This window comes from Citrobacter youngae (assembly GCF_003818115.1).
In the GTDB taxonomy this organism is placed as follows: Bacteria; Pseudomonadota; Gammaproteobacteria; order Enterobacterales; family Enterobacteriaceae; genus Citrobacter; species Citrobacter youngae.
This window is the reverse complement of sequence record NZ_RPOI01000005.1, coordinates 109255-135724: the sequence shown is the minus strand read 5'-3', so window position 1 is coordinate 135724 and position 26470 is coordinate 109255. Positions and strand designations below refer to the sequence as shown.

Annotated in this window: 27 protein-coding genes; 17 read left to right on the top strand and 10 right to left on the bottom strand. The window is 51.3% G+C overall.

Features of this window, described 5'->3' with window-relative positions; translation table 11 throughout:
* Window positions 1-4: 4 nt before the first annotated feature.
* Window positions 5-1015, top strand: coding sequence for a Holliday junction branch migration DNA helicase RuvB (gene ruvB / locus EHN13_RS04605; protein WP_048211369.1), 1011 nt, complete (start codon window positions 5-7; stop codon window positions 1013-1015).
* Window positions 1016-1106: 91 nt separating this feature from the next.
* Here the strand turns inward: ruvB and znuB are convergent, their stop codons facing one another.
* Together znuB and znuC are read right to left on the bottom strand one after the other, a co-directional pair.
* Window positions 1107-1892, bottom strand: coding sequence for a zinc ABC transporter permease subunit ZnuB (gene znuB, locus EHN13_RS04600; RefSeq protein ID WP_048211370.1), 786 nt, complete (start codon window positions 1890-1892; stop codon window positions 1107-1109).
* Window positions 1889-2644 (bottom strand): zinc ABC transporter ATP-binding protein ZnuC, encoded by a 756-nt coding sequence (gene znuC / locus EHN13_RS04595; protein WP_048211371.1) that lies wholly within the window; start codon window positions 2642-2644, stop codon window positions 1889-1891. Before znuC ends, znuB begins: the two co-directional genes overlap by 4 nt.
* A 78-nt stretch (window positions 2645-2722) precedes the next feature.
* Here znuC and znuA point away from each other — a divergent pair, with 78 nt between their 5' ends.
* The 3 genes from znuA to lpxM all read left to right on the top strand — a co-directional run bounded on the left by znuA (window position 2723) and on the right by lpxM (window position 6095).
* Window positions 2723-3667, top strand: coding sequence for a zinc ABC transporter substrate-binding protein ZnuA (gene znuA, locus EHN13_RS04590; RefSeq protein WP_005120703.1), 945 nt, complete (start codon window positions 2723-2725; stop codon window positions 3665-3667).
* Between the two features lie 15 nt (window positions 3668-3682).
* On the top strand, window positions 3683-5002 hold the full coding sequence (gene mepM / locus EHN13_RS04585; RefSeq protein WP_071887356.1) for a murein DD-endopeptidase MepM: 1320 nt from the start codon (window positions 3683-3685) through the stop codon (window positions 5000-5002).
* Between the two features lie 121 nt (window positions 5003-5123).
* Window positions 5124-6095, top strand: a complete 972-nt coding sequence (gene lpxM / locus EHN13_RS04580) for a lauroyl-Kdo(2)-lipid IV(A) myristoyltransferase (protein ID WP_124020974.1) — start codon at window positions 5124-5126, stop codon at window positions 6093-6095.
* A gap of 86 nt (window positions 6096-6181) precedes the next feature.
* On the opposite strand, the gene pyk is transcribed toward lpxM, so the two are convergent.
* Window positions 6182-7624 (bottom strand): pyruvate kinase, encoded by a 1443-nt coding sequence (pyk, locus tag EHN13_RS04575; protein ID WP_048211374.1) that lies wholly within the window; start codon window positions 7622-7624, stop codon window positions 6182-6184.
* 119 nt (window positions 7625-7743) lie between these two features.
* Complete coding sequence (locus EHN13_RS04570) at window positions 7744-8613, bottom strand: MurR/RpiR family transcriptional regulator (protein ID WP_003034893.1); 870 nt, start codon at window positions 8611-8613, stop codon at window positions 7744-7746.
* 367 nt (window positions 8614-8980) lie between these two features.
* Here EHN13_RS04570 and zwf point away from each other — a divergent pair, with 367 nt between their 5' ends.
* From zwf to kdgA, 3 genes are all read left to right on the top strand, one after another.
* The gene (zwf, locus tag EHN13_RS04560) at window positions 8981-10456 is read left to right on the top strand and encodes a glucose-6-phosphate dehydrogenase (protein WP_061068076.1); all 1476 of its coding nucleotides are present in this window, start codon (window positions 8981-8983) and stop codon (window positions 10454-10456) included.
* 233 nt (window positions 10457-10689) lie between these two features.
* Window positions 10690-12501 (top strand): phosphogluconate dehydratase, encoded by a 1812-nt coding sequence (edd, locus tag EHN13_RS04555; protein WP_124020973.1) that lies wholly within the window; start codon window positions 10690-10692, stop codon window positions 12499-12501.
* 34 nt (window positions 12502-12535) lie between these two features.
* A complete protein-coding gene (gene kdgA / locus EHN13_RS04550; protein ID WP_003034901.1) occupies window positions 12536-13177 on the top strand; it encodes a bifunctional 4-hydroxy-2-oxoglutarate aldolase/2-dehydro-3-deoxy-phosphogluconate aldolase in 642 nt (213 codons plus the stop codon).
* Between the two features lie 102 nt (window positions 13178-13279).
* Here the strand turns inward: kdgA and purT are convergent, their stop codons facing one another.
* Entirely contained in the window at window positions 13280-14458 is a 1179-nt protein-coding gene (gene purT / locus EHN13_RS04545; protein ID WP_124020972.1) for a formate-dependent phosphoribosylglycinamide formyltransferase, read from the bottom strand.
* Window positions 14459-14589: 131 nt separating this feature from the next.
* On the opposite strand from purT, the gene yebG reads away from it, so the two are divergent.
* From yebG to ptrB, 4 genes are all read left to right on the top strand, one after another.
* Window positions 14590-14880: a DNA damage-inducible protein YebG gene (gene yebG, locus EHN13_RS04540; RefSeq protein ID WP_048211378.1), complete on the top strand. Its 291-nt coding sequence runs from the start codon at window positions 14590-14592 to the stop codon at window positions 14878-14880.
* Window positions 14881-15001: 121 nt separating this feature from the next.
* A complete protein-coding gene (gene yebF, locus EHN13_RS04535; protein WP_003034909.1) occupies window positions 15002-15355 on the top strand; it encodes a protein YebF in 354 nt (117 codons plus the stop codon).
* A 94-nt stretch (window positions 15356-15449) separates the two neighbouring features.
* Complete coding sequence (locus tag EHN13_RS04530; RefSeq protein ID WP_124020971.1) at window positions 15450-16109, top strand: tellurite resistance TerB family protein; 660 nt, start codon at window positions 15450-15452, stop codon at window positions 16107-16109.
* An 86-nt stretch (window positions 16110-16195) separates the two neighbouring features.
* The gene (gene ptrB, locus EHN13_RS04525) at window positions 16196-18250 is read left to right on the top strand and encodes an oligopeptidase B (protein WP_197724093.1); all 2055 of its coding nucleotides are present in this window, start codon (window positions 16196-16198) and stop codon (window positions 18248-18250) included.
* A gap of 2 nt (window positions 18251-18252) precedes the next feature.
* On the opposite strand, the gene exoX is transcribed toward ptrB, so the two are convergent.
* The 3 genes from exoX to EHN13_RS04510 form a co-directional block, all read right to left on the bottom strand.
* The gene (gene exoX / locus EHN13_RS04520; protein ID WP_061068071.1) at window positions 18253-18915 is read right to left on the bottom strand and encodes an exodeoxyribonuclease X; all 663 of its coding nucleotides are present in this window, start codon (window positions 18913-18915) and stop codon (window positions 18253-18255) included.
* A 22-nt stretch (window positions 18916-18937) separates the two neighbouring features.
* Complete coding sequence (locus EHN13_RS04515) at window positions 18938-19594, bottom strand: carbon-nitrogen hydrolase family protein (protein ID WP_124020969.1); 657 nt, start codon at window positions 19592-19594, stop codon at window positions 18938-18940.
* Between the two features lie 106 nt (window positions 19595-19700).
* On the bottom strand, window positions 19701-19931 hold the full coding sequence (locus tag EHN13_RS04510; RefSeq protein ID WP_005120732.1) for a DNA polymerase III subunit theta: 231 nt from the start codon (window positions 19929-19931) through the stop codon (window positions 19701-19703).
* A 142-nt stretch (window positions 19932-20073) separates the two neighbouring features.
* Between EHN13_RS04510 and yobA the strand changes: the two genes are divergently transcribed.
* The 5 genes from yobA to pphA all read left to right on the top strand — a co-directional run bounded on the left by yobA (window position 20074) and on the right by pphA (window position 23972).
* Complete coding sequence (gene yobA, locus EHN13_RS04505) at window positions 20074-20448, top strand: CopC domain-containing protein YobA (protein ID WP_044711069.1); 375 nt, start codon at window positions 20074-20076, stop codon at window positions 20446-20448.
* A gap of 3 nt (window positions 20449-20451) precedes the next feature.
* A complete protein-coding gene (gene copD, locus EHN13_RS04500) occupies window positions 20452-21324 on the top strand; it encodes a copper homeostasis membrane protein CopD (protein ID WP_124020968.1) in 873 nt (290 codons plus the stop codon).
* Window positions 21325-21340: 16 nt separating this feature from the next.
* Window positions 21341-21679, top strand: a complete 339-nt coding sequence (locus EHN13_RS04495; protein WP_124020967.1) for a YebY family protein — start codon at window positions 21341-21343, stop codon at window positions 21677-21679.
* 623 nt (window positions 21680-22302) lie between these two features.
* Window positions 22303-23085, top strand: coding sequence for an HNH endonuclease (locus tag EHN13_RS04485; protein WP_124020966.1), 783 nt, complete (start codon window positions 22303-22305; stop codon window positions 23083-23085).
* Between the two features lie 245 nt (window positions 23086-23330).
* On the top strand, window positions 23331-23972 hold the full coding sequence (pphA, locus tag EHN13_RS04480; protein WP_061068066.1) for a protein-serine/threonine phosphatase: 642 nt from the start codon (window positions 23331-23333) through the stop codon (window positions 23970-23972).
* Here pphA and EHN13_RS04475 read toward each other — a convergent pair whose 3' ends face one another.
* The gene (locus EHN13_RS04475; protein WP_048211387.1) at window positions 23973-24164 is read right to left on the bottom strand and encodes a YdfD/YebW family protein; all 192 of its coding nucleotides are present in this window, start codon (window positions 24162-24164) and stop codon (window positions 23973-23975) included. It abuts the gene before it with no gap.
* A 72-nt stretch (window positions 24165-24236) separates the two neighbouring features.
* Window positions 24237-25154 carry a LysR substrate-binding domain-containing protein gene (locus tag EHN13_RS04470; protein ID WP_124020965.1) on the bottom strand — a complete coding sequence of 306 codons (918 nt, stop codon included), beginning with the start codon at window positions 25152-25154 and terminating at the stop codon, window positions 24237-24239.
* 69 nt (window positions 25155-25223) lie between these two features.
* On the opposite strand from EHN13_RS04470, the gene EHN13_RS04465 reads away from it, so the two are divergent.
* Window positions 25224-26462 (top strand): MFS transporter, encoded by a 1239-nt coding sequence (locus EHN13_RS04465; RefSeq protein ID WP_124020964.1) that lies wholly within the window; start codon window positions 25224-25226, stop codon window positions 26460-26462.
* Window positions 26463-26470: the final 8 nt, after the last annotated feature.

Below are 26470 nucleotides of genomic sequence, written 5' to 3'. Positions count from 1 at the left end.
GAGGATGATTGAAGCAGACCGTCTGATTTCGGCTGTCAGCACGACCCCTGAAGATCTGGTGGATCGTGCGATCCGCCCTAAATTGCTGGAAGAGTACATTGGTCAGCCGCAGGTGCGTTCGCAAATGGAGATTTTTATCCAGGCGGCGAAGCTGCGCGGTGACGCGCTCGACCATCTGCTGATTTTCGGTCCTCCGGGTCTCGGTAAAACCACGCTTGCCAATATTGTTGCCAATGAAATGGGCGTTAATCTGCGTACTACGTCCGGTCCGGTACTGGAAAAAGCAGGCGACCTGGCGGCAATGCTCACCAACCTTGAACCACACGATGTGTTGTTTATCGATGAAATCCATCGTCTGTCACCGGTGGTGGAAGAAGTGTTGTATCCGGCAATGGAAGACTATCAGCTGGATATCATGATTGGCGAAGGCCCGGCTGCGCGTTCAATTAAAATCGATCTGCCGCCGTTTACGCTAATCGGCGCAACAACCCGCGCGGGGTCGTTAACGTCTCCACTGCGTGATCGCTTTGGGATTGTGCAGCGCCTGGAGTTCTATCAGGTGGCTGACCTGCAGCATATTGTTGGACGCAGTGCCCGCTTTATGGGGCTGGAGATGAGTGATGAAGGCGCGCTGGAAGTGGCGCGGCGGGCACGTGGTACGCCGCGTATTGCCAACCGTTTATTGCGTCGGGTACGCGATTTTGCTGAAGTGAAGCATGACGGCACCATCTCGGCGGATATCGCCGCCCAGGCACTGGATATGCTCAATGTGGATGCGGAAGGCTTCGATTATATGGACCGTAAGCTGCTGCTGGCGGTTATCGATAAATTCTTCGGTGGTCCGGTAGGACTGGATAACCTGGCGGCGGCAATCGGCGAAGAACGTGAAACCATTGAGGACGTGCTGGAACCGTATCTGATTCAGCAAGGTTTTCTGCAGCGTACGCCGCGCGGAAGAATGGCAACGGTACGGGCCTGGAACCATTTCGGGATCACGCCGCCGGCAATGCCTTAAGCCCCAATAATGCCGGATGGCGCTACGCTAATCAGGCCTACGGTATGATGTAGGCAGGATTAGGTGAAACCGCCATCCGGCGAAATACCACTCAGCTCGCTTGCTTCTTCATCATACTGAAGATAAACAGCAGTGCAGCACAAAGCACCACGGATGGTCCTGCTGGCGTATCATAGAACGCTGAGAAGGTCAGCCCGCCTGTAACCGCTATCATCCCAACGCCCACGGCAACACCGGCCATCTGTTCGGGTGTACGGGCGAAACGACGTGCGGTAGCCGCAGGAATTATCAGCAGTGAGGTGATAATCAGTGCCCCGACGAATTTCATCGCCACACCAATAGTGAGTGCAGTGACCAGCATCAGCAATAGCTTGACACGTTGCAGCTTCACGCCATCGACAAATGCCAGATCCGGGCTGATAGTCATCGACAACAGGTTACGCCACTGCCAGAACAATATCGCCAGAACGATAACCACGCCAATGGCAATGGCCACCAGATCTTCTGGGGTGACGGCGAGCAGATCGCCAAACAGATAGGCCATCAGATCCACACGGATGTTGGACATCAGGCTAACAACAACCAGCCCTAATGACAGCGCACTGTGCGCCATAATACCGAGCAGGGTATCAATCGCGAGATGCGGGCGTTTCTCCAGCCATACAAGGCCTGCGGCCAGCAACAGGGTGACGGCGATAACCGCATAGAAAGGGTTTACATCCAGCAGCAGGCCAAAGGCGACCCCCAGCAGCGACGCATGAGCCAGCGTATCGCCGAAATAAGACATTCGACGCCAGACTACAAACGAGCCAAGCGGGCCAGCAGCACAGGCCAGCATGATCCCGGCTAACCAACCGGGTAATAATAATTCAATCATGAGTGACCATTTCCCCGGCGTAAAACAATGCGACCCTGTAAATCGTGGCGATGATTATGGTTGTGACGGTAAATTCCGAGTTGTTCAGCGCCGCGTTGCCCGAACATAGAAATGAATTCAGGGTGCATAGAAACCACCTCTGGCGTGCCGGAGCAGCAAATGTGGTGGTTCAGACACAGGACTTCGTCGGTTTTTGCCATGACCAGATGCAGGTCATGGGATACCATCAGCACGGCGCAATCCAGCTCACGTCGCAACTGATCGATAAGATCGTACAGTGCAACCTGACCATTCACATCCACGCCCTGAGTCGGTTCATCGAGCACCAGGAGCTGTGGTTTATTTAGCAACGCACGGGCCAGCAAGACACGCTGTGTTTCCCCGCCGGACAGTTTTTGCATCGGCGCATCCATCAGATGCCCGGCCTGAACACGCTTCAGCGCAGGGAGAATGTCGGTTTTCTTTGTGCCAGGACGTAAGCGCAAAAAGCGACTCACCGTCAGCGGAAGTGTTGTATCGAGGTAGAGTTTTTGCGGTACATAGCCAATCCGCAAATGCCCGTTGCGCTTGATAACCCCTTCATCAGCCGCTACCAGCCCCAATACAACGCGCACCAGCGTAGACTTTCCGGCCCCATTCGGGCCAAGAAGCGTTAAAATTTTGCCGGGTCGAAGTTCAAGCGATACGTCAGAAAGGACGCGGCGTTGACCATAAGAGACCGAGACATTTTCCAGTGAAACCAAAGTCGTCATATCAATTTTAGTCTTGCAGAAGTTATAGAATGTTATAATATCACATTTCTCACATTCGTTACGATGATTGGTCGCATTATGTTACATAAAAATACGCTTCTTTTCGCAGCATTATCCGCTGCTCTTTGGGGTAGTGCAACTCAGGCAGCAAATGCTGCTGTAGTGGCGTCACTTAAGCCGTTGGGCTTTATTGCTTCAGCGATTGCAGATGGGGTTACAGACACCCAGGTTCTGTTGCCTGACGGGGCTTCCGAACACGATTATTCGCTGCGTCCTTCAGACGTAAAACGCTTACAGAACGCGGACTTAGTTGTTTGGATAGGTCCGGAAATGGAGGCGTTTATGGAAAAGTCAGTCAAGAATATTCCTAACGCAAAACAGGTAACGATTGCGCAGCTCAATGACGTGAAACCGTTACTCATGAAAGGCGCTGACGATGATGATGACGATCATGGGCATAACGACGCTCACGGCGAAAAAAGTGACGAGCATCACCATCATGGTGATTACAACATGCATCTTTGGCTTTCCCCAGAGATAGCGCGGGCCTCAGCGGTTGCAATCCATGATAAATTAGTGGAACTTATGCCGCAAAGTCGAGCCAAACTTGACGCCAACCTGAAGGATTTTGAGGCACAATTAGCCGCAACCGATAAGCAGGTAGGTAACGAGCTCGCACCGCTCAAGGGTAAAGGGTATTTCGTTTTTCATGACGCCTATGGCTACTACGAAAAACACTACGGGCTAACACCGCTTGGTCACTTTACCGTGAACCCTGAGATTCAACCTGGTGCGCAGCGTTTACATGAAATAAGAACACAGTTGGTTGAGCAAAAAGCAACCTGCGTTTTTGCTGAGCCACAGTTCAGGCCAGCGGTCGTTGAAGCCGTAGCGAGAGGGACATCCGTTCGAATGGGAACGTTGGATCCCCTCGGAACGAATATCAAACTGGGTAAAACAAGCTATTCAGCGTTTCTGAACCAATTAGCCAACCAGTATGCGAGCTGCCTGAAAGGAGATTAATGAGGAAGTGAATACGTGCAACAGATAGCCCGCTCTGTCGCTCTGGCGTTTAATAATTTGCCGCGACCCCATCGTGTTATGTTGGGGTCGCTTACTGTTCTGACATTGGCCGTCGCAGTCTGGCGGCCTTATGTATACCATCCCGACTCTGCACCCATCGTTAAAACCATTGAGCTGGAAAAAAGCGAGATACGTTCACTGTTGCCAGAGGCCAGCGAACCTATCGATCAAGCCGCTCAGGAAGATGAAGCTATCCCTCAGGACGAACTTGATGACAAGACCTCTGGCGAGGCCGGGGTTCACGAGTATGTTGTCTCTACCGGCGATACGCTGAGCAGTATTCTGAACCAGTACGGCATTGATATGGGCGATATCAGCCAGCTTGCCGCATCTGATAAAGATCTACGTAATCTGAAAATTGGCCAGCAACTTTCCTGGACACTGTCTTCGGAAGGTGATTTGCAGCGCCTGACCTGGGAAGTCTCCCGCCGTGAAACTCGTACTTATGATCGTACAGCAACGGGTTTCAAAATGAGCAGCGAAATGCAGCAGGGCGACTGGGTCAACAGCCGAATCAACGGTACGGTGGGCGGTAGTTTCGTCGCCAGTGCAAGAGATGCCGGCCTCACCAGCTCTGAAATCAGCGCAGTGATTAAAGCAATGCAATGGCAGATGGACTTTCGCAAGCTGAAGAAAGGCGATGAGTTCTCCGTTTTGATGTCTCGCGAGATGCTGGACGGTAAACGCGAACAAAGCCAACTGCTGGGCGTTCGTTTGCGCTCTGAAGGCAAGGATTATTACGCGATCCGTGCTGAAGACGGTAAATTCTATGACCGTAACGGGACCGGGCTTGCTAAAGGGTTTATGCGTTTCCCTACGGCGAAGCAGTTCCGTATTTCGTCAAACTTCAATCCGCGTCGCCTGAATCCGGTAACCGGGCGCGTTGCACCGCACAAAGGTGTCGACTTTGCGATGCCGCAAGGTACGCCAGTGCTGTCAGTCGGTGATGGTGAGGTGGTTGTCGCGAAACGGAGTGGCGCGGCCGGATACTATGTTGCTGTTCGTCACGGTCGTACTTACACCACCCGTTACATGCACCTGCGTAAGCTGCTGGTTAAACCGGGGCAAAAAGTGAAACGTGGCGATCGCATTGCGCTGTCAGGTAACACCGGGCGTTCTACGGGCCCGCACCTGCACTACGAAGTATGGGTCAACCAGCAGGCTGTGAACCCGTTGACGGCAAAACTGCCGCGTACGGAAGGGCTGAGCGGTTCGGATCGTACCGAGTACCTGGCTCAGGTGAAAGAGGTTCTGCCTCAGTTACGCTTCGATTAATAAATACACTGACAGAGCCGGTACGCTAAGCGTGCCGGCTTTTTTTATTTTGTACGGGACACGGTGCGCCGCTACACTATCAGCAGATTTACTTTTTCGCGGCCCCCGATACTGGAAGAGCATGGAAACGAAAAAAAAGAGTATTGAGTATATCCCTGAGTTTCAAAAATCATTCCGTCACCCGCGCTACTGGGGCGCCTGGCTTGGCGTGGCAGCGATTGCAGGGATTGCATTAACGCCCGCGTCATTTCGCGATCCCGTTCTGGCGAAACTGGGGCGGCTTGCCGGACGGCTGGGGAAAAGTTCGCGTCGTAGAGCGCTTATTAATTTATCCCTCTGTTTTCCAGAGCGCAGCGAAACCGAGCGTGAGGCCATCGTTGATGAGATGTTTGCGACTGCGCCTCAGGCGATGGTTATGATGGCAGAATTAGCCATGCGCGGTCCGGAGAAAATCCAGCACCGCGTTGACTGGCAGAGCCTGGAAATTATCGATGAGATGCGACGTAATGAGGAAAAGGTGATTTTTCTCGTCCCTCACGGCTGGGGTGTTGATATTCCGGCAATGCTGATGGCAGCTCAAGGCCAGAAAATGGCAGCGATGTTCCATAACCAGGGCAATCCGGTATTTGACTATGTCTGGAATACGGTACGTCGACGTTTCGGCGGTCGTTTACATGCACGTAACGACGGTATTAAACCTTTTATTCAGTCGGTACGGCAGGGATACTGGGGATATTACTTACCGGATCAGGACCACGGCCCGGAGCACAGCGAGTTTGTCGATTTCTTCGCGACCTATAAGGCAACGTTACCGGCGATTGGCCGCCTGATGAAGGTTTGTCATGCACGCGTAATACCGCTATTCCCGGTGTATGATGGTAAAACGCATCGCCTGACGATTCAGGTATGCCCCCCCATGGATGACATTCTGACGGCCGATGACCATACAATTGCCAGACGGATGAATGAAGAAGTGGAGATTTTTGTCACCCCACATCTTGAACAATACACCTGGATTCTGAAACTGCTAAAGACCCGCAAACCCGGCGAGATTGAGCCCTATAAGCGCAAAGATCTCTATCCGAAGAAATAAAAAAAGCCTCTCGTTCGAGAGGCTTTTTTGTATCAGGCGACCTGTGCGCCTGATAAGCGAGTAATATCAGGCAGTCAGCAGAGTCGTTATTCTACAGTCAGAATACGTGTGGTGTTGGTGGAGCCGATGGTGCTCATGACATCACCCTGGGTCACAATCACCAGATCGCCTGACACCAGGTAGCCTTTGTCGCGCAGCAGATTGACCGCTTCGTTGGCAGCCATTACACCGTCAGTTTCGCTGTCAAAGTGGACCGGCGTAACGCCACGATACAGAGAGGTCAGATTCAGCGTACGCTCATGACGAGACATCGCGAAAATTGGCAGGCCAGAACTGATGCGTGATGTCATCAGCGCAGTACGACCGGACTCGGTCATGGCGATGATAGCGGTAACGCCTTTCAGATGGTTCGCGGCATACATCGCTGACATGGCGATAGCTTCTTCGACATTATCAAACTGTACGTCGAGACGGTGTTTAGAAACGTTGATGCTCGGGATTTTCTCTGCACCCAGACATACGCGAGCCATAGCTGCGACGGTTTCCGCCGGGTACTGGCCTGCCGCAGTTTCGGCAGACAGCATGACGGCATCAGTCCCATCCAGCACGGCGTTTGCCACGTCCATGACTTCCGCACGCGTCGGCATTGGGTTAGTGATCATTGATTCCATCATCTGCGTTGCGGTAATAACCGCACGGTTCAGCTGACGTGCGCGACGGATCAACGCTTTCTGAATACCAACCAGCTCCGGGTCACCGATTTCCACGCCCAGGTCACCACGCGCAACCATTACCACGTCAGAGGCAAGGATGATGTCATCCATCGCATTCTGGTCGCAGACGGCTTCAGCACGCTCTACCTTGGCAACAATTTTCGCATCGCAGCCAGCGTCGCGCGCCAGGCGGCGGGCATAATTCAGATCTTCGCCACAGCGAGGGAAAGAAACCGCCAGATAGTCAACGCTGATTTGCGCTGCAGTAATGATGTCTGCTTTGTCTTTTTCCGTCAGAGCTTCAGCAGAAAGGCCACCGCCAAGTTTGTTGATGCCTTTGTTGTTGGAGAGCGGGCCACCGACAGTGACTTCGGTGAAGACTTTCATACCCTGAACTTCCAGCACTTTGAGCTGTACGCGACCATCATCCAGCAGCAGGATATCGCCCGGCACAACGTCAGCAGGCAGGCCTTTGTAATCGATGCCGACTTTTTCTTTGTCGCCTTCACCTTTACCGAGGTTGGCGTCTAACAGGAATTTGTCGCCAACATTGAGAAATACTTTACCTTCTTTAAAGGTCGATACGCGGATTTTAGGTCCCTGCAGGTCACCCAAAATAGCTACATGACGTCCCAGTTTGGCGGCAATCTCACGGACTTTATCCGCCCGCAATTTGTGATCTTCTGGAGAGCCGTGCGAAAAGTTCATACGTACAACGTTCGCCCCAGCGGCGATAATTTTTTCAAGGTTGTTATCGCGGTCAGTTGCCGGGCCTAAGGTGGTAACGATTTTGGTTCTGCGAAGCCTTCTGGACATGTAATACTCCGTTGACTGAAACAACTTGGTGTTGCGTGAACATTAATCCGGCCGTTCTCGAACATAAACGGTAAAATGAACGACCCGGATGATAAAAGGGTAGAACATTGTTATTGCTTTTAGCGGTCATCACTCTTGATGAGTAATTCTTTATCAAAACGCGATTCCTTGAGCGCTTCCTTGACACGCTTCAAGTTATCTCTAAATTTTGCCCCACGGCGCAAAGTAAATCCCGTAGCCAGCACATCTATCACGGTAAGTTGAGCAAGTCGAGAGACCATAGGCATATAAATGTCAGTATCTTCCGGTACATCGAGGGTAATTGCCAGCGTTGCTTCACGTGCCAGCGGAGTACCAGGAGATGTCAGGGCAATCACCATGGCATCGTTTTCTCTTGCCAGTTGTGCCAGTTCCACCAGACTTTTGGTTCTTCCGGTGTGTGAAATGAGCACAATGACATCGTCATCACTACAATTCATACAGCTCATGCGTTGCAGTACGATGTCGTCGGAATAGATAACCGGAACGTTAAAGCGGAAAAATTTATTCATCGCGTCATGTGCTACCGCGGCGGAAGAACCTAAACCAAAGAAGGCAATTTTCTTCGCCTGGGTTAATAAATCTACTGCCCGGTTTACCGCCGCGTTATCCAGCGACTGGCGAACGTGGTCGAGGCTTGCCATCGCTGACTCGAAGATTTTCCCCGTGTAAGATTCAACGCTGTCATCCTCATCTACATTGCGATTAACATAAGGGGTACCATTTGCCAGACTTTGCGCCAGATGCAGTTTAAAATCAGGAAAGCCGCGGGTGTCCATGCTGCGACAGAAACGGTTCACCGTTGGCTCGCTGACATTCGCTTCTACAGCAAGTGCGGCGATACTTGAATGGATTGCCCGCTCGGGAGAGGCAAGAATAATGTCGGCGACTTTACGCTCTGACTTGCTCAAATGTTCCAGTTTTAACTGGATTTTTTCCAGCATATTCATGATGTAGGTAGACTCATGGGTCATGGGCAAAAACGATTTCAGCGATACGGGGAAACCGATACACAATTTAGTGTATAGATATTACCCCTGCTAATGCAGCAACGGGGCAAAATGGACAGAATAGTTGTTGTTTTTTTTCATTACATGATCGGAGTCGGATTTTCATACTTCGTCATGGGTACGAAAAATACGACTTTTTTATCCATTTTGATGGGTTATACGCCAATAAAGCGGCTGTTCGCGGTAACAGCACGGCTGGATAAGCGTTTACGGTTTCCGGATTCACGTAAAAGCAGTACAGTGCACTGTAATAAAATTACAACCAGTGTCTGGCAAAAGCACCAGGCACTTAATTGAGGAGAATGACATGGCGGTAACGCAAACAGCCCAGGCATGTGACCTGGTCATTTTCGGTGCGAAGGGTGACCTGGCGCGACGGAAATTGCTGCCTTCCCTGTATCAACTGGAAAAGGCCGGTCAGATTAACCCGGAAACCCGTATCATTGGGGTTGGGCGTGCTGATTGGGACAAAGCTGCCTATACCAAGGTTGTACGCGAAGCGCTCGAAACTTTCATGAAAGAAAAAATTGATGAAAGTTTATGGGAAACTCTCAGTGGCCGTCTGGAGTTTTGTAACCTGGACGTCAATGACACCGCCGCATTTAGCCGTCTGGGCGAGATGCTGGATCAAAAATCACGTACCACGATTAACTATTTCGCTATGCCGCCAAGCACCTTTGGCGCGATCTGCAAAGGCTTGGGTGAAGCAAAGCTGAATGCTAAACCCGCTCGCGTGGTGATGGAAAAACCGCTGGGCACGTCTCTGGCGACATCCCGTGAAATCAACGATCAGGTTGGCGAGTACTTCGAAGAGTGTCAGGTTTATCGTATTGACCACTATCTCGGGAAAGAGACGGTCCTGAACCTGTTGGCACTGCGTTTTGCCAACTCCCTGTTTGTGAACAACTGGGATAACCGCACTATCGATCACGTAGAAATTACCGTGGCTGAAGAGGTCGGTATTGAAGGCCGCTGGGGCTATTTTGACCAGGCCGGTCAAATGCGCGATATGATCCAGAACCACTTGCTGCAAATCCTCTGCATGATCGCAATGTCCCCTCCGGCTGATCTGAGCGCCGACAGCATTCGCGATGAGAAAGTGAAGGTCCTGAAATCGCTGCGTCGCATCGATCGCTCGAACGTGCGTGAAAAAACGGTTCGCGGCCAGTACACCACTGGTTTTGCCCAGGGTAAAAAGGTACCGGGTTACCTGGAAGAAGAGGGCGCGAATAAGAGCAGCAATACGGAAACGTTTGTGGCGATCCGCGTCGATATCGATAACTGGCGTTGGACGGGTGTACCGTTCTACCTGCGTACCGGTAAACGTTTACCAACCAAGTGCTCTGAAGTGGTGGTTTACTTCAAAACACCTGAGCTGAATCTGTTTAAAGAATCCTGGCAGGATCTGCCGCAGAACAAGTTGACTATTCGTTTGCAGCCTGATGAAGGGGTTGATATCCAGGTACTGAACAAAGTGCCGGGTCTGGACCACAAACATAATCTGCAGATCACTAAGCTGGATCTGAGCTACTCAGAAACCTTCAACCAAACGCACCTGGCCGACGCCTATGAGCGCCTGCTGTTGGAAACCATGCGCGGTATTCAGGCTCTGTTTGTGCGTCGCGATGAAGTCGAAGAGGCCTGGAAGTGGGTGGATTCAATTACTGAAGCCTGGGCGATGGATAACGAGTCGCCGAAGCCTTATCAGGCAGGAACCTGGGGACCGGTTGCGTCTGTGGCCATGATTACCCGTGACGGTCGTTCCTGGAACGAATTCGAGTAAAAGATCATCTAGCCATTAGGTGTTATTTTACCGGTAACATGATCTAACACAGATTGTAGAATAATTTTTGCACTTTTAAACCTCGCGTGGATTCACCCGCGAGGTTTTTTTTATTACACTGCCTGAAACGATTTTGCCCCTGAGCTACGGCTAACAAGCGATTCAGCTATATTTAGTAATGCTGAATACATTGTTTACCCAACCGCTCTGACAGATAAATTTTAGGAGCCTCTATGAATCCGAATTTGTTACGCGTAACACAACGTATCGTCGAACGTTCCCGGGACACGCGTTCCGCCTACCTCGCTCGAATCGAACAGGCTAAAACGACTACCGTCCATCGCTCACAGCTGGCATGCGGCAATCTGGCGCATGGTTTTGCCGCCTGTCAGCCGGAGGATAAAGCCTCGCTCAAAAGCATGTTGCGTAACAATATCGCGATCATTACCTCCTATAACGACATGCTTTCCGCACACCAGCCGTATGAACACTATCCGGCCATCATTCGCAAAGCACTACATGAAGCCAATGCGGTGGGCCAGGTTGCTGGTGGCGTACCTGCGATGTGCGACGGTGTGACCCAGGGCCAGGACGGTATGGAGCTTTCTCTGCTAAGTCGTGAAGTCATTGCGATGTCAGCGGCTGTGGGGCTCTCACACAATATGTTCGACGGTGCGTTGTTCCTCGGTGTATGTGACAAGATTGTCCCGGGCCTGGTCATGGCGGCGCTTTCCTTCGGTCATCTGCCTTCAATCTTCATCCCTTCAGGCCCGATGACGAGTGGTCTGGCGAACAAAGAGAAAGTGCGTATTCGTCAACTGTATGCCGAAGGCAAAGTGGATCGTATGGCACTGCTCGAATCCGAGGCTGCGTCTTATCATGCGCCGGGTACCTGTACGTTCTACGGCACCGCTAACACCAACCAGATGGTAGTGGAGTTCATGGGCATGCAGTTGCCAGGCTCCTCTTTTGTTCACCCGGATGCACCACTGCGTGAAGCATTGACCGCAGCGGCGGCCCGTCAGGTAACACGTCTGACCGGTAACGGTAATGAGTGGATGCCGATCGGGAAAATGATCGATGAAAAAGTGGTTGTGAACGGTATTGTGGCACTGCTGGCGACCGGCGGTTCAACCAACCATACGATGCACCTGGTAGCCATGGCGCGTGCAGCCGGTATTCTGATTAACTGGGACGACTTCTCCGATCTATCCGATATCGTGCCGCTGATGGCGCGTCTGTACCCGAATGGCCCGGCAGACATTAACCATTTCCAGGCTGCTGGCGGTGTGCCTGTATTAATGCGTGAACTGCTGAATGCGGGTCTGTTACATGAAGATGTGAACACTGTCGCTGGATTCGGTTTATCGCGCTACACCCTGGAGCCGTGGCTCAACAATGGTGAACTGGACTGGCGCGAAGGTGCGGAAAAATCACTGGACAGCAATGTGATTGCCGCCTTTGATCAGCCATTCTCCCATCACGGCGGCACTAAAGTACTGAGTGGTAACCTGGGGCGTGCGGTGATGAAAACCTCAGCTGTTCCAGTTGAAAATCAGGCGATTGAAGCGCCTGCCGTGGTCTTCGAAAGTCAACATGATGTGTTACCGGCGTTTGATGCGGGTCTGCTTGACCGGGATTGTGTGGTCGTTGTGCGCCATCAGGGACCAAAAGCGAACGGAATGCCAGAATTACATAAACTCATGCCGCCACTTGGTGTATTATTGGACCGTTGTTTCAAAATTGCGTTAGTTACCGATGGACGACTTTCAGGTGCTTCAGGTAAAGTGCCTTCAGCAATCCATGTAACTCCAGAAGCTTACGATGGCGGGCTGCTGGCGAAAGTGCGCGATGGCGACATCATTCGTGTGAATGGACAGACAGGTGAATTAACGCTGCTGGTTGATGAAGAGGAACTTGCTTCCCGTCAGCCTCACATCCCTGACCTTAGCGCTTCGCGCGTGGGTACCGGGCGTGAAATGTTCAGCGCGTTGCGTGAAAAGCTGTCCGGTGCGGAGCAGGGCGCAACCTGTATCACTTTTTAAGACTTAATTTGTAATCAGGCGAGAGAAAACTCTGATGAAAAACTGGAAGACAAGTGCAGAAGCAATCCTGACCACTGGCCCGGTTGTACCGGTTATTGTGGTTAACAAACTGGAACACGCTGTGCCGATGGCAAAAGCGTTAGTTGCAGGGGGCGTGCGCGTTCTGGAAGTGACGTTACGTACCGCGTGTGCGATGGATGCCATTCGCGCGATCGCCAAAGAAGTTCCGGATGCTATCGTTGGTGCGGGTACCGTACTGAATCCACAACAGCTGGCTGAAGTCACCGAAGCGGGTGCACAGTTCGCCATCAGCCCGGGTCTGACCGAGCCGCTGCTGAAAGCCGCAACTGAAGGCACTATTCCGTTGATCCCGGGTATCAGCACCGTTTCTGAACTGATGCTGGGTATGGACTACGGTTTGAAAGAGTTCAAATTCTTCCCGGCTGAAGCGAACGGCGGTACGAAAGCGCTGCAGGCGATTGCAGGTCCGTTCTCACAGGTCCGTTTCTGCCCAACCGGTGGTATCTCTCCAGCGAATTACCGCGACTACCTGGCACTGAAAAGCGTACTGTGCATTGGCGGTTCCTGGCTGGTTCCGGCGGATGCGCTGGAAGCGGGTGATTACGATCGTATCACCAAACTGGCTCGCGAAGCGGTTGAAGGCGCGAAGCAGTAAGCTATCAACGTGTAAACCGAAGGCCCGATAAGAGGCGTTAGCGCCGATATCGGGCTTTGCCGGATGGGGTTTTACTGCCTCATCCGGTCTACGGCTCCGGTTTTAACCTGTCACTTTTACCTGTGAAGACGCGTTTTTTGCGCGATCAACAGCTTCTTCAACACTTTCTGCAGTTGCCAGTACGACACCTAAACGACGCGTACCGTCGATTTCGGGTTTACCAAACAGACGTATCTGCAAACCCGCGCCAACGGCAGCATCCACATTATCAAAGGTAACGTTTTGGCTGCTTAGCTGCGGCAGGATCACCGCTGATGCTGACGGCCCATACTGGCGGATTGCGCCAACGGGAAGACCAAGGAATGCACGCACGTGCAGGGCAAACTCGGACAGATCCTGAGAAATCAGCGTCACCATACCCGTGTCGTGAGGGCGAGGGGAGACTTCGCTGAAAATCACTTCATCACCGCAGACAAACAGTTCGACCCCAAACAGTCCGTGGCCTCCCAGCGCCAGCACCACCTTACGGGCAATCTCCTGCGCGCGCGCCAGTGCCAGTTCACTCATTTGCTGCGGTTGCCAGGATTCACGATAATCGCCATCTTCTTGACGATGTCCAACCGGTGCGCAGAAATGTACGCCGTCAATGGCGCTGACGGTAAGCAGTGTGATTTCAAAATCAAAATTCACTACGCCTTCGACGATAACGCGTCCGGCACCAGCCCGACCGCCCTGTTGAGCATAGTCCCAGGCTGCAGCGAGCTGTTCGGCTGAACGGATAAAGCTCTGGCCTTTACCGGATGAACTCATTACCGGTTTCACGATGCAGGGATAGCCGATTTCAGCGACGGCTTCGCGAAAGCGGACTTCACTGTCAGCAAAGCGGTAAGAAGAGGTCGGTAGAGACAATTCTTCGGCGGCGAGGCGACGGATTCCTTCCCGGTTCATGGTCAGTTGCGTTGCTCTTGCACATGGCACAACACGCTGGCCTTCCTGCTCCAGTTTTACCAGCATATCCGTGGCGATCGCCTCAATTTCCGGCACGATATAATGTGGTTTTTCACGCTCGACGAGCTGGCGTAATGCTTCGCCATCCAACATGTTGATGACGTAGGAACGATGAGCAACGTGCATCGCTGGCGCGTCGGGGTAACGATCCACGGCAATGACTTCCACACCCAGGCGTTGACATTCAATTGCCACCTCTTTACCCAGTTCTCCCGAACCTAATAACATCACTCGCGTTGCTGCTGGACGCAGCGCTGTGCCTAATAACGTCATAAATTAATCCCCTGTTTTATCTGGGTGCAGTATATACGAAAACGTTTGCGTCTGTCTTTATTACCAGGTTGATTTCAGGGCTTAAAAAGAATATACTGTACATAAATACAGGTAATTTAAGAGGCTGCAAAATGGCGGTTGAAGTTAAATACGTAGTCATTCGGGAAGGTGAGGAAAAAATGTCGTTTACCAGCAAAAAGGAAGCCGATGCGTATGACAAAATGCTGGATACAGCGGATTTGCTCGATACATGGCTGGAGCAATCGCCGGTAGCGCTTGAAGACGAGCAGCGCGAAGCGCTTTCCCTGTGGCTGGCTGAGCAAAAAGATGTGCTAAGCGCCATCCTCAAAAACGGCAAGCTGCCTTCTCCACAGGTGGTCGACAACGACGCGCACGCTGAGGATGATACCCAGGCGGCCTGAAGCGACTTGCGCTCCTGATATTTTGTACCATGCTTTTCCCTGAATCATTGTGCAATCCCTGACGTTATTTCCCGTTGCTACAGGCAATCTGAATGACGAAGGGGAGATTAAGGAGAAAAGAATGTATAAAAAAAGAACGTTATTGAGCCTGCTGCTGCTGTCTGCCAGCGTATCTGTATTTGCGGCAAATATGGAAAGCAAAAACGTCCAGTTCCCCAAGTGTGAGGGACTGGACGCTAACGGTATTGCGGCGAGCGTGAAACGTGATTATCAACAAAATCGCATCGCGCGCTGGGCTGACGATCAAAAGCGCGTCGGGCAAGCCGATCCTGTCGCCTGGGTAAACACGCCCGATATTACGGGCAAAGACGGGAAATGGTCAGTACCCCTGACTGTTCGCGGTAAAAGTGCGGATATTCACTATCAGGTAAAAGTCGACTGCAAAGCCGGAACAGCGGAGTATCAGCCGCAGTAACGGAGGTATTTGCACATCTTTTGATGACCTGAACACTTCCTGACATCCCCTCGGGTACGCTTTGATGATTATTCGTCTGTACTTGAGGGGCAAAATGGCTAACTGGCTAAATCAACTACAATCTCTTCTTGGGCAAAAGGGTTCCTCCGCGTCATCTTCTGGCGAGCAAGGGCTGAGTAAACTTCTCGTTCCAGGCGCGTTAGGCGGTCTGGCAGGATTACTGGTTGCCAACAAATCTTCTCGTAAATTACTGAGTAAATACGGCACCAGCGCGCTTCTGGTGGGCGGCGGTGCGGTTGCCGGGACTGTGTTATGGAACAAGTACAAGGATAAAGTTCGCGCAGCGCATCAGGATGAGCCGCAGTTTGGCGCGCAGAGCTCGCCGCTGGATGAGCGAACCGAACGCCTGATTCTGGCGCTGGTTTTTGCGGCGAAAAGCGATGGCCATATTGATGCCAAAGAACGTAGCGCTATTGAGCAGCAGCTCCGTGAAGCGGGCGTGGAAGAGCAGGGCCGCATTCTGATTGAACGTGCGATTGAACAACCACTCGATCCTCAGCGTCTGGCTCAGGGGATCCGTAACGAAGAAGAAGCGCTAGAAATTTACTTCCTGAGCTGTACGGCGATTGATATCGACCACTTTATGGAACGCAGTTATCTCAATGCGCTGGGTGATGCGTTGAAGATCCCGCAGGATGTTCGTGAAGGGATTGAGCAGGATCTTAAGGAACAAAAACAGGCCCTGCCGGGTTAAATAGTTACCGCCAAGGCGCATGTTTCGCTTGCATCATTGCTGACTTTTGCCACCCTTATAGGATGATTAAGCAAAAGAACAATGACATGCTACCTAAAGCTCCTCGTATTCCCCACGCCATGACGCAGCATGGCGACACCCGCGTTGATAATTATTACTGGTTGCGAGATGACACCCGCTCGCAACCAGAAGTACTGAATTACCTGCAACAAGAAAATGCATATGGCCGCCAGGTGATGGCTTCGCAGCAAGCTTTGCAGGATCGTGTTCTGAAAGAGATTATCGACCGTATTCCCCCTCAGGATGTGTCTGCACCGTATGTGAAAAATGGGTACCGCTATCGCCATCTCTATGAACCGGGGTGCGAATATGCCATTTATCAACGTCAGTCTGCCTTCAGTGAAGAGTGGGATGAATGGGACACCTTGTTGGATGGTAACCAGCGCGCGGCCCACAGTGAGTTTTATACGCTGGGAGGACTGGCGATATCCCCGGATAACACCATTATGGCGCTGGCTGAGGATTATCTGTCCCGCCGGCAATATGGCGTGCGTTTTCGCAACTTACAAACGGGTAACTGGTACCCGGAGGTACTTGAAAACGTCGAGCCGGAATTAGTCTGGGCCAACGACTCGCAGACTTTCTATTATGTCCGCAAGCATGAAACCACATTGCTGCCGTATCAGGTCTGGCGGCATACCGTAGGCTCGCCATCATCACTGGATGAGCTGGTATATGAAGAAGCCGATGATATGTTTTATGTCAGTCTGCATAAAACCACCTCACAGCACTATGTTGTTATTCATATTGCGAGTGCAACCACCAGTGAGGTTCTGCTCATTGATGCAGAACTGGCTGATGCAGAGCCACTGGTCTTTTTAGCGCGACGCAAAGACCACGAATACAGTCTCGATCACTATCAGCACAATTTTTATCTGCGCTCCAACCGTCAGGGGAAAAATTTCGGCCTGTACCGTACCCGTGTTCGTGATGAGCAAGTCTGGGAGACGCTGATCCCTCCGCGTGACAACGTGATGCTGGAGGGGTTTACGCTGTTCACAGACTGGCTGGTGGTGGAAGAGCGCCAGCGGGGCTTAACCAGTCTGCGTCAGATCAATCGTAAAACGCGCGAAGTGGTCGGTATCGCCTTTGACGATCCGGCGTATGTGACATGGCTTGCCTATAACCCTGAGCCGGAGACCTCGCGCCTGCGTTATGGCTATTCCTCCATGACCACCCCGGATACGCTGTTTGAACTGGATATGGACACCGGAGAGCGTCGCGTGCTCAAGCAGACGGAGGTTCCCGGATTTGATGCGGCGAACTACCGCAGCGAACACGTATGGATCACCGCGCGGGATGGTACCGAGGTTCCGGTTTCGCTGGTTTACCATCAAAAGTACTTCCTGAAAGGAAAAAATCCGTTACTGGTTTACGGCTATGGCTCGTATGGCGCCAGCATGGACGCCGATTTCAGCAGCAGCCGCTTGAGCCTGCTGGATCGCGGCTTTGTTTATGCCATTGCCCATGTCCGTGGCGGCGGTGAGTTAGGGCAACAGTGGTACGAAGACGGTAAGTTTCTGCATAAGAAAAATACCTTCAATGATTATCTCGACGTCTGCGATGCACTGCTAAAAATGGGCTATGGCGCGCCTTCGCTATGTTATGGCATGGGAGGAAGCGCCGGAGGAATGTTAATGGGTGTTGCCATCAATGAGCGCCCCGAACTGTTTCATGGCGTCATTGCACAGGTGCCATTTGTCGATGTGCTGACCACAATGCTGGATGAGTCAATTCCACTGACGACTGGTGAGTTTGAAGAGTGGGGTAATCCGCAGGAGGAAGAGTATTACACCTACATGAAAAGCTACAGTCCGTATGACAATGTTACCGCGCAGGCTTATCCGCATCTGCTGGTGACAACGGGCTTGCACGACTCCCAGGTGCAATACTGGGAACCGGCAAAGTGGGTGGCAAAACTGCGTGAGCTGAAAACGGACGACCATCTGCTGTTACTCTGCACGGATATGGATTCCGGGCACGGCGGTAAATCCGGACGTTATAAATCTTACGAAGGTGTGGCCCTGGAATACGCGTTTTTGATTGGGCTGGCGCAGGGAACACTGCCTGGACAAGCGTAAACTCAGGCGTTATCCAGATAGTGTTTCAGCGTTAGGCGCAATTCCGGGCTCATATTGTCAAGGTTGTTAAACAGCCAGCGCAAATAGCCCGGATCGCGTTCAGCGACTTCAGATACCGGTTTCCCGCGGTATTTTCCGAAGGTAAATGTGGTTAGCAACGCAGGACGACCGGTGACATCGGCCATTTGCTCCGGGGTCCAGCCGGACGTCTTCATAATGTCGATCAGCAGTGCCGCTGTGATGTAGCAGTCATAAAGCGCGCGGTGGTGGTGCAGACCAGACGGCGTCTGGACGCTCAGCTTGCGGGATTTATAGAGCGCCATATTGCTGTATTTGATCCCCGGCCACAGACGGCGGGAAAGCTTCATGGTGCAAATCCATTCTCCTGGCATTTCGGGCAGCACACGCCGATCAAAACTGGCGTTATGCGCCACGTACCACTCGCTGCCGTAATACTGCGGGATGATGTCTTCAATCCACGGTTTATCCGCTACCATCGCTTCAGTGATGTGATGGATAGCCATGGCTTGTGGACTGATGGGACGGTCAGGACGCACCAGATGGCTCATGGGATTGACGATCGTTCCGTCAACGACATCGACAGACGCAATCTCAACAATGCCTCCCTGCAGACCACAGGTTTCTGTATCTATTATGCGCAACATGCCGGGCTCCAGACCAAAACGACTAGCGTAATGGAATGATATCACCTTGCCAACCCCGTGGCGTGCGTTGTCCGGTTAACAGTAACGAACCGCTGTCTGCGCGTACAATTAACCGACCCCCTTCATCCCACAACGCGCTGCTGCCACGTGCATTGGCCATCAGCACCGCAATGGCGAATTTATGTGAAAAACTTTGCAGGCGCGAAGCGGAAGAGAGCAGTTCTGGTTCGCTGACGGACTGACAGGTTGTGAATAGCGAAAATGTCGGGTCGATATCAATACCTTCCGGCTGACTGTCGACAACGCTGATGGCATTTTGTTGCCTGGCGATACAGGCGCCATGGCTTTGATGAAACATTAACGGCGAGGTCATCCAGGGAGAGAAAAGCGCTATTCCCTTCACAAAGCGATCGTGATGCTCTACCGACAACCCGGCAATGATGGTCATACGATACGTGGCCGCAGCGTGGGCGAGGGGGTGCAATAACTCTTCATCAGGTGGGGCTGGGAGAGCGTCGTCTTCGTCCACACATCCCAACAGGGACAATGATGGAAAAACCAACAATTCGCATTGGCATTTAGCCGCTGCCTGAATGAACTGCAAATGATGGGCGACGTGTTCGCTTAATGATCGTTGAAGTGGTTCGTACTGCGCTGCAGCAATTTTCCAGTGTGACATAATGATTTCCTTTTCATAGTGTCTACAACCATCCTTAAATAGTAGATTAAGAATGTACTTATACTGTAGCAGGCATCATGTAAGGAATTGTAACTTAATATAAGGTTTATTTAACTTTAGGCTCGTAAGGTAAACGTGACAGGGAAACAGAAGCTAAACGGTGCGCGATCAGGCGTTCACGGAACCAGTCGCGTAAATGTGCAGGCTGTTCACGCTCGACTACTTCAGCAACGACAGGCATGTTGTAGCGCTCTTTAAATGCGACACCTGCCGCAGCGAGATCGACGTTAACCTTATCCATTTCTGCTTGCTCAAGTTTGGCCAGATTAATATTCATACGTTTTTCCTCATCTCTCCATTAGCGCGCAAAAGTTACTAAGAGTGCGCATTAATGGCAAGCCTGAAATGATGATTCTCGACTCGATCATTGTAGAAGGTTATTCTCTATAGATTAGACATAACAAAAAGGAATAGTTGAAATGGCTTCATCTGCATCTATGCTTCGCAGCGCTCTCATCGTACTCGCCAGCGTGCTGGCAACGCCCGCCGCCCTGGCGCATGCCCACCTCACAAAACAAAGCCCGGCGGCTAATGCCGAGGTTGCGGCATCTCCTCAGGCGTTGACGCTGAATTTTTCTGAAGGCGTGGAACCAGGATTTAGCGGTGCAACGCTGACAGGTCCAAACAAAGAGCAGATCAAAACGGGCAAGGCGTCACGCAGTGAGCAGGACAAAACACAGCTGATTGTTCCGCTTGATCAAACACTTGAAGCAGGAAAATATACGGTCGACTGGCACGTTGTTTCCGTGGATGGTCACAAGACGAAGGGGCAATATACCTTTAGCGTGAAATAACCGATGCTGGCATTTACCTGGGTTGCATTACGGTTTATCCATTTTACCACTTTGATGCTGGTGTTTGGTTGTGCGCTTTACGGCGCATGGCTGGCTCCCGTTTCGGTTCGCCGTTTAATGATGCGTCGTTTTTTGCGTCTGCAACGGCATGCCGCAACGTGGAGCTTTATCAGCGCGACGCTGATGCTGGCGATCCAGGGTGGGTTAATGGGCTCAGGCTGGCGGGATGTTATCTCTACAGATGTATGGGGCGCGGTGTTGCAAACGCAGTTTGGCGGCGTCTGGTTATGGCAGATTATCCTCGCGCTGGTCACTCTGGTGGTGGTTATTATCGTACCGCGTAGCATGCCGCGACGGCTGTTAATGCTGACGATTGCGCAGTTTATTTTGCTGGCTGGCGTCGGGCATGCGACGCTGCATACTGGTATTACTGGGGCAATCCAGCAGGTTAACCATGCCTTGCATCTGATATGCGCCGCCGCCTGGTTCGGTGGCCTGCTACCCGTACTTTACTGTATGCGAATGGCGCATGGCCGCTGGCGAGAACAGGCCATCAGCACCATGATGCGTTTCTCCCGCTATGGGCATCTTTTTGTGATTGGCGTGTTGCTTACCGGCATCATGAATGCGCTGTTTATTGTCGGTTTTTCTGTTCCCTGGCATGCGGCTTATGGGAGACTGCTGTTGTTAAAATGTGCCCTGGTCATGCTAATGGTGGCGATTGCGCTGGTGAATCGGTATGTTCTTGTTCCACGTATGCAGCAGGATAACCGCTGCATGACCCTCTATTTTATTTGGATGACGAAGCTGGAATGGGGTATAGGCGCTGTTGTGCTGGCAATTGTCAGCCTGTTTGCAACCCTCGAACCGTTCTGATGGACTGGCAAAACGTATGAAAAAAATCATTATCTCTTTATTGCTACTGGCAAGTTCGGGAGCGGCACTGGCTGCGCCGCAGGTTATTACCGTCAGTCGTTTTGAGGTTGGCAAAGATAAATGGGCGTTTAATCGTGAAGAGGTGATGCTGACCTGCCGTCCGGGCAACGCGCTGTATGTCATCAACCCCAGCACGCTGGTGCAATACCCGCTGAATGATGTTGCCAGACAGCAGGTTGAGAGCGGTAAAACCACGGCAAAACCGATCGACGTTATCCAGATTGACGATCCGACTAAACCTGACGAAAAAATGAGCCTTGCGCCGTTTATCGAGCGCGCAGAAAAACTCTGTTAATTGTCAGATGTAGTGCTCTGATTTCCAATAAAAAACCGCAAGGATCTCACAGGAGAACTTGCGGTTTTTACATTGTAGCGAGTGACAATCTCCCTTTTTTTCAGACCACTTTAGTCGCGGACTGGAAAACCTGGCGCTGTCATCTATTCTTAAATGGCAGGGTAACTTAGCCTGCATTAATGCCAACTTTTAGCGCACGGCTCTCTCCCAAGAGCCATTTCCCTGGACCGAATACAGGAATCGTATTCGGTCTCTTTTTATGTGCTTGTTTTTCGTTGGGTTTTTTCTGTGCTTTCACGAAATCCCACGAAAATTACTCGAAATTTCCATATCCTGTCTAAACCATAACATATTCTGCACCGCGTGCGTCCAGGTATTTTTGGGTTATTGTTAAATTTTTTGCCCCAGCAGTCTCTGAGCAAAAACCTCTGTGTTCTCTTTTCTGGCGCGAAGACTTGAGACCATGCTTTCCTGCAGACAGAGTACGTAACCTTCCAGAACAGTCGATATGTCCCTGGTGTTGACGGCCATCAGCAGCAGTCCACAGTACCGCATTTATACGTTAAGTTTTATCGTGGGATTGTCGATATTACTCTTTATTGGCATTTCAAAAGGAATAAAAGATGAAATATTTCTATGCTTACCATGGACCCAAAAATACAAAAGATTTTGACTACAGTAATGGGTATGGGGTTGGGCAGGAATGGAAAACCCGTCAAGTGACCCCTGGTGACCGCCTTTTTGTTATTCAAAAACTCTCTGGAAAGCGAGACTTCCAGTTGTGTGGCTTATTCGAAATTATTGATACTTTTGTGGACCCAAACAACGCTTATCCATATCGAGTTCAACTGAAAGACCTATCCACTCTTGATACTTTCCTTCCGGTGGATGAATTGCTCGTTGGTGAACAACTCCCTCCCAGCAAGCGAAAAGAGGAATGGACTAATTTTAAACGACATTTTTGTCATCAGGGAGCTTCATTTGAAGCGCCTTTGTGCGAAGAAATTGTGTCGGTTCTCAGTTTATTGATTGCAATACCTGATTATCAAATGGGGACATATGCTCGCAGGGAAGACGGTCTACGCATGGTTAAAATTCGCCGGGAGCAGGCAAAATTTCGTAAAGTGGTGATGTCGAATTGGGGCAATAAATGCGCAATTACCGGCAGTACTTTGGCAGTTGAAGCTTGCCACATAATTAGCCATGCCAATAAAGGCTTACCGAGTGTAGAAAATGGCATTGCACTTGCTGCTGATTTTCATAAGTTATTTGATAGTGACCATCTGAGCTTTCGGGATAATCGAGTTATTCTTTCAGAATCTGCCCGTCTCGAACCACGATATAAAGATTTTCATGATACTGAACTGCGGAAGCCACTGAAACCAGTTGATCTATCAGTGAAATAACGGATCAACCAGGCAGAATAATAGTAACACTATTAAAACGTGAAAAAGCCCTATCGCAAAGGCGAATTGTGGGTAGCATCCACAGCGTAGTTATTCTGGGCTGCATGACATCGACAGCAGAGAGTTTGTAGTGATGTCAAATCGTACCCTGCGCAAATCATCGCGTGTCGTATGCGGTTTACTCCTCGTTTCATGCCGCTATTGCTAAAGTTATAGGCAGGCAATATCCGAGAGTAGAAGGTCATATGGGGCTGTCTGACAACGTCTACCAGAGGGTCGAAGGAACAAACTGGCGTCACATCTGGGTCGTGGGAGATCTTCACGGCTGTTTTTCTATGCTGATGGATAAATTGCGCCAGTGTCGGTTTGATCCGTGGCGCGATCTGTTGGTTTCTGTCGGCGATGTTACCGATCGTGGGCCTGATAGTCTGCGCTGTCTACAGTTGCTTCGCCGAAACTGGATGATAGCGGTCAGGGGGAATCACGAGCAGATGGCGTTGGATGCGCTGGTAACGGGGGATCTGCAGCTGTGGTTTATGAATGGGGGCTCGTGGTTTGCGCAGGCAGCACAACCCGCGGCAAGATTTGCTCTTGAAGCCTGTCAGCAATTACCGTGGATTCTGGAACTGCATTGTCAGAATGGCGTACACGTGATTGCCCATGCCGATTACCCGGATGATATTTATCTGTGGCGAAAAGAGGTCGATTTGCAACGGGTGTTGTGGGATCGTGCGCGATTAATGAATAAAGGCAGTGGAATTCATGGCGCAGATCACTTTTGGTTTGGCCATACTCCCCTGCGCCATCGGCTTGATCGCGATAATCTGCACTATATTGATACTGGCGCGGTATTTGGCGGTGAGCTAACGTTGGTGCAGTTACAATAATTAGAAATCACTATATTCCTGAGCAGGACGCCAGAAGCTGTCGATATAGTCTTCGGCCGGCAAGCATCCGCCGTTGCGAATGCGCTGATCGTCCATCGAAATTAAGCACTGCCGTTCTGTATTGTAGACATCAACCACGATATCTTCACAACCGCCATCCAGGTAGCAAACAAAAAGAATCAGCGTGAACATTCCATCCTCAAATTGTATTGCCGTATCAATAGTGTAGAAGAAATTGCAGTTAATGGGGCGGGGAGAAATAAGTTAACGCGTCACTGTGTACTCATTCGTGAAGGGCAGGTACGTTTCACCGGGCAATTCGAAAGATTGTAACCAGTGGGTAAATTTTCTTACGGCCCCATCTTGCCTGTCATTCCACAGCAGAGAATAGGTTCCGGTATCGATAGTCAAATCGCCAAATGGCGCAACCAGCCTTCCTGTTTTCAGGTGTTTTTCACAGAATAAATAGGGCATTACGGCCAAACCCAAGCCATCTTCAGCCGCCTGTATTGCCGCAAATGTATGATCCAGCGTGATAATCTGGTTACTTTCATTATGATCATTTGGGAAATGGCTATGCCAGCGTTTCCAGAGATCGTTACGCGCACGAATTTGAATTTTTATATGATCGTCCAGTTGATCTGGCGAGACCAGAGGTCGGCTGTGCAGGTACTGCTGGCTACAAACCAGCAGGCTTGATTCCCGAAGAAATGGAACAGGTTTAAGCCCGGAAAAATGTGCCGGATCCCGGCGAATCGCGACATCAAAGGGAGAAGCGAAGCTAACGGGACCAATGCTGGTGGTGACATCGACGGTGAGTTCAGGGTGGATTTCATTCAGCTCAGCCAGTCTTGGCATTAGCCAGTGCATGGCGAATGTGGGCAGGCACTGGATGGTTAACCTTCCCGAAAAGGTGTTAGCGCTGACCTCTTTTTCTGCCTGCGCAAGTTCATCGAGTAACCGTGTTGCAACGCGGGAAAAGGTCTCGCCGGCACTCGTCAGCCTGACAGATTTGTGTGCACGATAAAACAGTTGTACGCCCAGTTGTGCTTCCAGTGCGCGGATATGTCGGCTGACTGCTCCTGTGGTGATAAACAGTTCATCAGCTGCCGCACTGAAGCTGCTTCTACGCGCAGCAGCTTCGAATGCCGGCAAATGGGGGAGCGAGAGTAATCGTGTCATTGGTTGAGTTTAACTCAACCAATTGACGCAATAAAGATCGTTTGTCAGCGTCTTCCCCTTGCTCATAACATGGCCCGTAACGCTCTGGTTCATTATCGATATTCACTTTTTCTGAAGGCAATTTTAGTGAAAGCATTCAATTTGTTTTGCCTTGGACGGGCGGGAACATGCCTGGGGACAATGGCTTTTGCTGGTGCACTTCCGGTAATACGCGAAGAGTGGCATATAGACGCCGCCGCTGCGGGAACAATACAGACGGTATTTAGTATTTCAAACGCCTGCGCCTTATTTGCTGCCTCCTGGCTGTGCGACTATCTGGGGGCTCGCAAGGTGTATCTCATTTTCTCGTGGTTCGGTGTGCTCGCTTTATTGCTTTTTGCCTGTTTTGCCCGCTCTTATTCCTCCGCTCTGGTCATGATGGCCTTTGTCGGATTGACCCAGGGTGGGGCCTACACGCCAGCGATGATGTTGGCTATGGGCATGAACAGCGTGCCCAAACGTGGACTTGCCGTTGGGATGATCCTGGCCGCAGGTTCGTTTGGCTACCTGCTGTCTGTATTTATCTCCGCCTGGGGAGCATTGCGCTGGGGAGCTTCCTTTGCGTTCTCTTTATGTGCCGCTGGCGCATTGGTTGGCGCGGTATCCGGTTCAGTGACGTTATCCGGCTATCAGGAAGACATGTACAGGACGCAGAAGCAGGGGGGATCGGCAAAGAGCCATGTTCTGTCGGTCGGCGCAATACTGCTGATGGTAGGTTATATTGCGCATTGCTGGGAGTTACTGGGGAGCTGGGCATGGACCCCCAGCCTGGTGACGAATGCGCTGCAAGCCTGGCAGATGGAGCCGATGGCCACCGGGTTGATCGTCGCCTGTGCTGTACATTTATCGGGGATGTTCTCGACGCTGATTGTAGGGGCAATCTCCGATTATTTTAATCGCGCATCGGTGTTGATTTTTATGGGCGCTGCTGGCGCGTTGAGTTCACTCCTGATGGGATTATCGGTTTCCTGGGGGGCGGGGTGGACATTATTGTTCGCGTTTATGGGGAGTTTCTTCATTCTTGGTGATTCAGGCGTCTTATCTGCCGCGATTGCCGATAATGTGCCTCAGGCAAAGCTGGGGAGTGTGATGGGATTGCGGTCGCTGCTTGGATTTGGCGTGGGGTCTCTTGCGCCTTTAACATTTGGTGTGGTGATGGATTCAACGCAAAGCTGGGAACTCGCTTATAGCGTGCTGGCTGCGGGGGGAACCATCGCTTTCTTCTCCGCCTGCGTACTTAGATTCAATTGTTTTAACGCTAATAAATAACCCGTCTG